Annotated in this window: 1 protein-coding gene and 1 pseudogene; both read right to left on the bottom strand. The window is 42.5% G+C overall.

Annotated features, from left to right (window positions below; all coding sequences use genetic code 11):
* Positions 1 to 492: PfkB family carbohydrate kinase (locus HP456_RS24630; protein ID WP_246289425.1), on the bottom strand; the 492-nt coding region annotated here is incomplete at its 3' end.
* Between the two features lie 6 nt (positions 493 to 498).
* A pseudogene (locus HP456_RS24635) lies at positions 499 to 685 on the bottom strand (carbohydrate ABC transporter permease); the annotation flags it as partial.

Below are 685 nucleotides of genomic sequence, written 5' to 3' on the forward strand. Positions count from 1 at the left end.
AGATATATAGGGGGCAATGGATGAGATATATTCCAGATCTTTTCGATTGGAAAAGTCGTATGACACCTTAACCTCCTTCGCAATCTTAGCCAACTCACTTTCCATGGACGAATAGCAGCTCACATGACATATATCGAATTGCTTAAGGTAGTCCACTTCCTCAGGAATAAGTTGAATCTTAAATCGATGTTGAACGGTGTCTTTAGGACCGCCAATAAACACCCTGTCATTATCTTCTGTAAGCGTCACTTTGGGCTGGCCGGTAATGCCAAAAGCATCACGGGAGAAATGAAAGTCAACTCCCTCTTCTCTCAGTGCCGCCTTTATATGTGCAGCCGGATCATCCGTAGCAAAAATACCAATATAGCCGACAGTGCCCGCACCATTGCGTTTGGCATTTACAGCGACATTCACACAATTTCCGCCTGGAAAATATTCGTTACGATCCAAATAGCAGTCTACAACATTGTCACCCACCGTAATTAATTTCATCGTTCACTATCCTTTCACCGAGCCTTCTGACAGGCCTCGTACTAAATATTTTTGCAAAACAATCAATAAAACAACCATCGGTACGGAAGCAATAACCATTCCAGATAATAAGACACCCCAGTCGGTTCTTAAAGCATCCCTGAAGACCATCAACCCGGATGGAATCGTTTTCAATTCACTGGAATTAATAAAT

It is taken from the genome of Bacillus haikouensis, assembly GCF_013179555.1.
Taxonomy (GTDB): domain Bacteria; phylum Bacillota; class Bacilli; order Bacillales; family Bacillaceae_B; genus Rossellomorea; species Rossellomorea haikouensis_A.